Source organism: Acinetobacter stercoris (assembly GCF_900323515.1).
GTDB classification, from domain to species: Bacteria; Pseudomonadota; Gammaproteobacteria; order Pseudomonadales; family Moraxellaceae; genus Acinetobacter; species Acinetobacter stercoris.
The window spans coordinates 1-6,146 of record NZ_OOGT01000225.1; the positions used below are offsets into that span (position 1 = coordinate 1).

The following is a 6,146-nucleotide window of genomic DNA, read 5'->3' on the forward strand; positions in this document are numbered from 1 at the left end:
GAGCAACCACATGTCAAACAATATCATTTTAAAATCTAAGATTATGAAGTTTTGTTTAATAGTTTTACTTGTCCTAATTCTTGCAGTAATTGTACTATATTTTAAACCTGATAATAAAAAAGAGCAGAAGCTTCAGCAAGTAACGGAAAACAATACATTAGTACATGACAATCATAATGAAATAAATCATGAAAAGGAGGAAGTCAATACTCAAGATACTTTGTTAGATCAACATAACACTTCAAATAACTCATCTGAAAATAATCCCTTATACGACACTAAAAGTGACTTAACAATTCAACCTATAGATCCAGAGAAAGATCCTGCGAATGAAATAGATGAAAAATGAGGAAAAAAATGAAACTAAATAAACTCTTTATACTTTGTCTAGGTGCTTTAATTATATCTAACACCTATGCAGCTACAAATGACGCCGAGTCAGCAAAAAAACGCTTATTGGAGCCTGCAAAACAAAAAATACATAAGGCGCAAATTGATCTGAATGCCTTATTGAAAAATGACTCGAATGATTTAATCATTGAATACAATGTTGGTTCAACGGTGAGCACTGCATCAGGAGTACAAAAGCGAAACTTTATCGCTTCAAATAAACAGGCGATTAGAAGTGCTTATAGTGGTGCAAAAGGCTTAACTATATTACGTGATTATAATGCATTACCCCTAACCGCTTACCGCATTAATAATCGTGATACCTTAGTGCAGCTTTTAAACGATCCAAATATCAAAGCTGTTTATCCAAATCGTATCAATACTACAAATACACGGGAAAGCTTACCACTGATTCATCAACCACAAACAGTACAAAATGGTTTTACGGGTGCTGGCACAAGTGTTGTTGTAGTGGATACTGGTGTCAATTATCGTCATGCTGATTTTGGTAACTGTACTGGAACGAATACTCCATTAGGTGCAACGGTTAGAGAAGGTGATCGCTTGCCTGATGATACATGTAGAGTTAGTCGCGCTTTTGATCTTGCACCGGATGATGGGGCATTAGATGATGATGGTCATGGTACGAATGTGGCTGCTATTGTGGCTCAAGTGGCACCGCAGACCAAGATTATTGGAATAGATGTTTTTCGTACTGTAACTTCGTGGACAGGGGAAATACAAAGAGGTGCTGCTGATACTGATAGCATTGCTGCGATAAACTGGGCTGTTAATAATGCTCAAACTCACAATATTAAAGCAATTAATTTAAGTTTAGGGACACCAGGAAGAAGCTACAATTCGATTTGTGAAAATTCATATACCACACCATTTGCAAATGCTAGAGCAGCAGGTATCGTGCCAGTAGTTGCTTCGGGAAATGACAATTTCTCTAATGGGATTTCATCACCCGCATGTACTGCTGGTGCTGTAAGTGTTGGTGCTGTTTATGATGTTGATCGAGAGAATGGTCTTACATGGGGACCAGTTGGTAATCAGTGTACTGATAGAATTATCCGTGCTGATCAAATAAGTTGCTTTAGTAATAGTGGTCGATTATTAACCTTGCTTGCACCTGGCGCACTTATTACAGCGGGAGGGCATACCTTGGGAGGAACTTCTCAGGCCGCTCCTCATGTGGCTGGTGCTATAGCCTTGTTAAGGGCAAATGATGTTAGACCACTTGATGCAAATGGTCATATTGCTAATGATGCGGAAACAATAGATCAAACCATTGCTCGCCTACAGGACAATGGTGTGGAGATTACGGATACTCGAAATGGACTAAACTTTAGACGTATTGATTTGCAAGCAGCAACTCGTACACTTGGATTTTTACCTCCTCCGCAACAAGCGCCAGTAGTGGTGCCTCGTAGAATTTCTTAAAAAGTTACTGAAAGAAAACAAGCTAAACGCAATGTTTAGCTTGTTTTCTGAGTTATATTTTTCAGTCTTTCAGAACCAACCCAGTGTTTTGAAAACTGGTAAGCGGCACGTCCAGAACGTTGTCCACGCAGTTGACACCAACGTAGTGCTTCAGAACGTACTTCTTCCGTAAACGGCATGCTTTCTTTGCTAAGATAGTGTTCAACAATTTCCAGATAGAGTTGCTGATCCATAGGATAAAAAGATAACCACATGCCAAAACGGTCAGAAAGTGAAATTTTTTCTTCAATTGCTTCTTGAGGATGAAGTTCTGTGTACTGAGGAACATCCACTTTTGTTACAGGAGTATTTTCATGCATGAATTCTGGCAATAAATGGCGGCGATTACTGGTTGCGTAAATAATGAAATTACTTGAACCTGATTGCAATGAACCATCTAAAACGCTTTTTAAACTACGATAATTTTCATCTTCAGCATTAAATGCCAAATCATCACAATAGACAATAAACTTCTCTGATCGGTCTTTGATGAGTTTTTGAATTTCAGGTAAATCTGATAAATCATCACGTTCGATTTCAATTAAACGTAAACCTTGATCTTGATATCGAGTAAGAAGTGAACGAACAATGGAAGATTTTCCAGTGCCACGCGATCCTGTTAGTAAAATATCGTTGGCTGGAAGACCATGTAAAAATTGCTCAGTATTTTGCAGGATTTTTTCTTTTTGGCGTTCAATACCCTTAAGGTCATCCAAATCGATCGCTTTAGGATTATAAATAGCTTTAAGCTGTTTTTCATGCCATCGAAAGGCAGGAGCAGAAAAGTCTGTTTGTTGTTTTGGTTCCGGTAAAACCTGATGTAATTGTTCAAGAACAACAGATAGAGACTTGATAATATGTTCTGGTAAATCAATAGTAGCCATTTTTGTTCACTGATAAGGGTTTTACATTATTTTTTGATATTATCATCAGAGATTGTGTAAGGTCTAATTCCTATTTTGAAAATGACTGTTAATGTATAGGAATACATTATTTTGCAATTGAATAATTAAATATTTTTTAGCATGATTTCTTAGTTAAACTTTGAGTTTATTTGTAGGAACGTTCAATAAGTCTAAGCGTAGAGGCGCGTATGTTATTAGAATTAACTCATGATCTAAATCCACATCAGGCATATCGCATTAAAAAACTCAAGCGTCAGTTAGAACGTGCTGAAACTTACGAAGAATGGAAATCTATTGCCTTAAAGCTTGATGAGGAGAGTGGTGCGCAAGAGTGGAAGTATGACAATAGCTCACCTTATTTTGATGCTGAAATCATTTCTCATCGTTTAACGCTGCTTAGACGCTATCGTTCTCAAGCACGTACAGTTGATTTGATTTATATTCTTCGTGAAGGCTTTACATATGATGTGGCTAATATTGGTCACCCGATGCTGTTTACTCAGACTTATCTGGGCACTAAAAAACTAATAGAAGATTATATTGAAGAAGTGAGTGAGTCTTTGGCTTTTATTGCTTCAGAAAGTTGTGAAAATTTGAGCTTAAAGGAAAAACTGAGCTTTTTTGAAAATTGTGAAAAAGCATATGGTCAGCCAGCACTTATGTTCTCAGGTGGAGCAACTTTAGGGCTATTTCACAGTGGAGTCTGTAAGGCATTAATTGAACAGGACTTGATGCCAAAAGTTCTTTCGGGTTCAAGTGCTGGTGCGATTATGACAGGCATGCTCGGGGTGGCTACGCCTAGTGAAGTTACAGAAATATTACGTGGAGATCACTTTTATAGTGAGGCTTTTCATTTTAGAAGCTTGAGGCAATTGATCAAAGAAAACGGTGGTTTTGCAGATGTACGTTATCTTAAAAAATTTCTGGTTGAAAATTTAGGTGATATTACATTTGAAGAAGCATATAAAAAATCAGGACTGGACATTAATGTAACGGTTGCACCATATGATTCTTCCCAAGATGCTAGGATCATGAATAAATATACCTCTCCTGATCTTTTGGTTTGGAGTGCAGTACTGGCTTCGTGTGCTGTACCTATCTTATTTCCACCAGTCAGATTAACCAGCAAACGTTATGATGGTGTACATACTCCATATTTGGCAAATACACGTTGGGTTGATGGTAGTGTTCGTAGTGATTTTCCGCAGGAAAGAATGTCTAGACTTTATAATCTGAATTATAGTATTGCGAGTCAGGTGAATCCTCATATTGTTCCATTTATGCAAAAAGATGAAGAGCGTTATCGCAAAGATCTTTTGAGTTGGCCTCAGAAAATTATTCGCAAACAGGGCAAGTTACTGGCTATGGGAGCGATGGATTTTACTCGTAACCGTATGGGGCGTGTACCTGCAGTACAAAGGTTATTGGATCATGGTTATGGCATTATTGATCAGCGTTATTATGGTAATGTGAATATTATTGGAAACTATAGCCTTAAACACTATCAATATATGCTACAAAATCCTAAACCTCACCTGTTTAAACTCTTGCAACAAGAAGGTGAGAGGGCAACTTGGCCTAAAATATCCAGTATTGAAACACATGCCCGCATCGGTAAAACGATCCAGCATTGTCTGGAGGTATTAAGATCTCCACTTAATATGGCCAGATTGACGGCGCAGGATTATGCGGAAGCTTAACTGGCCAAAAACATTAGGCCCTTTGTGTAATTCGATAAAAAGCCAAAATTTTGGTCGCCGTTTATATTTAATTATTCTGGATAATTCGCAATACTGGGTGAAATTACAAATTAAGGCGATAAATTCTGAATATGAAAAGATGCTGCAAAATGAATTGATGGTTTATGAGCTATTCAAACAGCAACAACAGCCCGATCAAGGATTTTTGCTAGATGCGATTCTTTTTGATGTTCAGGATTTACCGATTTCAACAGAAAACTTTCTAAAAAAAGGGTTGCTGGTGCCTCATGTTGAGCCATTATTTTTAAATCAAACAGATATGATGAGTTTGGATCGTGTTATTCGGATTATGAAATTGAGTCTAGATGTGGTTGAAAAATTACATCAGTCTGGATGGATTCATGGTGATTTAAAAAGGGAGCATTTCAGATTTCAGCAACAACAGGCTTATTTGATTGATTTTGAACAAACACAAAAAATAGAAGGGGGGCTAGGTCTTAAAACTCTAAATGCAACTCCACGTTATATGGCACCAGAGTTATTCCACCAGTCGGCTAAATCTATACAGACAGATTTATATGCATTAGGTATTGTCTGGTTAGAATGGATAACACAGTCAAGGATAGCTGCCAAAAGTTATCAAGAATGGGCAGTTTTACATTGTCAACAACTGGAAATAAATCTGCCTGATCGTTTTAGTTGTTTGCATCCTGTATTTGAAAAAATTTTAGCTAAGGCTAAAGGTCAAAGATTCTCCAATATTTACCAAATAAAACAAGCATTAAGTGATTATGTATAAAGAAAAAGCACTAAATGGATGTTTTGTTTTTTATTTAGACAAACAAGTGGATTTTTCATAAAAAGGGCTTGTCAGAGGGGAATGTTCTCTATAATATACACAGCCATCGGGGGCGTGGCGAAATTGGTAGACGCACTGGATTTAGGTTCCAGCGCCGCAAGGTGTAAGAGTTCGAGTCTCTTCGCCCCCACCATTTGAACATTCAGAGCGGCATTAAAGCTTTGTATTGTGCAATAGAGGATTGGTGTAATGGTAGCATGACGGTCTCCAAAACCGTTCGTCAAGGTTCGAGTCCTTGATCCTCTGCCAACTTATTTAAAAACAAGAAATTTGTTTTTATTTGGGGGCGTGGCGAAATTGGTAGACGCACTGGATTTAGGTTCCAGCGCCGCAAGGTGTAAGAGTTCGAGTCTCTTCGCCCCCACCATATTCAAAAAAGCAAGGATAACCCTTGCTTTTTTTATATTTAAATTTTATAGATCAAAATGATTTTTGTGATGATAAATAAAAAGGCACAGNATTGTAATGCGTGCCTTTTTTAATTTTTAGCTACTTCAGTGAAACTCGTAAAATTTAAATAGAGAATAGGTCGCCTTTATGCTTTGAGATGGTCTTCAAATTCCTCACCAAGTTGCATCGCGAGAGCATTACCAGATAAATCACAGGTCACTAAACCATATTCTTTTTTAAAGCTAAAAGTAAAACCGCGGTTATCTGCCAAATTCTTTACTGAATAGCCCAATTTTTCCAACCAAATTCGAAATGCAATTAAATTCTTTGCTTTAACAACTTTTTTCACAGAAGAACTCCTTTATCTTACCTATAAAGATTAATAGGGATGCCCCTATTTTTTTTAAAGGGGAGATT

General features: G+C 37.3%; 6 protein-coding genes and 3 tRNA genes. 7 read left to right on the forward strand and 2 right to left on the reverse strand.

Translation table 11 applies throughout. From position 1 onward, the window contains the following. Window positions 1-43: 43 nt before the first annotated feature. Entirely contained in the window at window positions 44-349 is a 306-nt protein-coding gene (locus KPC_RS17075; RefSeq protein WP_407641998.1) for a hypothetical protein, read from the forward strand. A gap of 8 nt (window positions 350-357) precedes the next feature. Continuing rightward, window positions 358-1,836, forward strand: a complete 1,479-nt coding sequence (locus KPC_RS17080; RefSeq protein ID WP_121975555.1) for a S8 family serine peptidase — start codon at window positions 358-360, stop codon at window positions 1,834-1,836. A 35-nt stretch (window positions 1,837-1,871) separates the two neighbouring features. On the opposite strand, the gene KPC_RS17085 is transcribed toward KPC_RS17080, so the two are convergent. Then, on the reverse strand, window positions 1,872-2,759 hold the full coding sequence (locus KPC_RS17085) for an ATP-binding protein (protein ID WP_121975556.1): 888 nt from the start codon (window positions 2,757-2,759) through the stop codon (window positions 1,872-1,874). A 209-nt stretch (window positions 2,760-2,968) separates the two neighbouring features. On the opposite strand from KPC_RS17085, the gene KPC_RS17090 reads away from it, so the two are divergent. The 5 genes from KPC_RS17090 to KPC_RS17110 all read left to right on the forward strand — a co-directional run bounded on the left by KPC_RS17090 (window position 2,969) and on the right by KPC_RS17110 (window position 5,706). Continuing rightward, window positions 2,969-4,480: a DUF3336 domain-containing protein gene (locus KPC_RS17090; protein WP_121975557.1), complete on the forward strand. Its 1,512-nt coding sequence runs from the start codon at window positions 2,969-2,971 to the stop codon at window positions 4,478-4,480. Beyond that, complete coding sequence (locus KPC_RS17095; RefSeq protein ID WP_121975558.1) at window positions 4,467-5,279, forward strand: protein kinase domain-containing protein; 813 nt, start codon at window positions 4,467-4,469, stop codon at window positions 5,277-5,279. Before KPC_RS17090 ends, KPC_RS17095 begins: the two co-directional genes overlap by 14 nt. Before the next feature lie 108 nt (window positions 5,280-5,387). After that, window positions 5,388-5,472 (forward strand) — tRNA-Leu (locus KPC_RS17100). 42 nt (window positions 5,473-5,514) lie between these two features. Then, window positions 5,515-5,588, forward strand: a tRNA-Trp gene (locus tag KPC_RS17105). A gap of 33 nt (window positions 5,589-5,621) precedes the next feature. Then, window positions 5,622-5,706, forward strand: a tRNA-Leu gene (locus KPC_RS17110). Between the two features lie 168 nt (window positions 5,707-5,874). Here the strand turns inward: KPC_RS17110 and KPC_RS17115 are convergent. Then, entirely contained in the window at window positions 5,875-6,078 is a 204-nt protein-coding gene (locus tag KPC_RS17115) for a hypothetical protein (protein ID WP_121975559.1), read from the reverse strand. Between the last annotated feature and the right edge of the window lie 68 nt (window positions 6,079-6,146).

Coding starts and splice junctions, on each gene's coding strand:
- KPC_RS17075 (WP_407641998.1), top strand. CDS start 44: ATGAAGTTTTGTTTAATAGTTTTACTTGTCCTAATTCTTGCAGTAATT.
- KPC_RS17085 (WP_121975556.1), bottom strand. CDS start 2,759: ATGGCTACTATTGATTTACCAGAACATATTATCAAGTCTCTATCTGTT.
- KPC_RS17095 (WP_121975558.1), top strand. CDS start 4,467: ATGCGGAAGCTTAACTGGCCAAAAACATTAGGCCCTTTGTGTAATTCG.
- KPC_RS17090 (WP_121975557.1), top strand. CDS start 2,969: ATGTTATTAGAATTAACTCATGATCTAAATCCACATCAGGCATATCGC.
- KPC_RS17080 (WP_121975555.1), top strand. CDS start 358: ATGAAACTAAATAAACTCTTTATACTTTGTCTAGGTGCTTTAATTATA.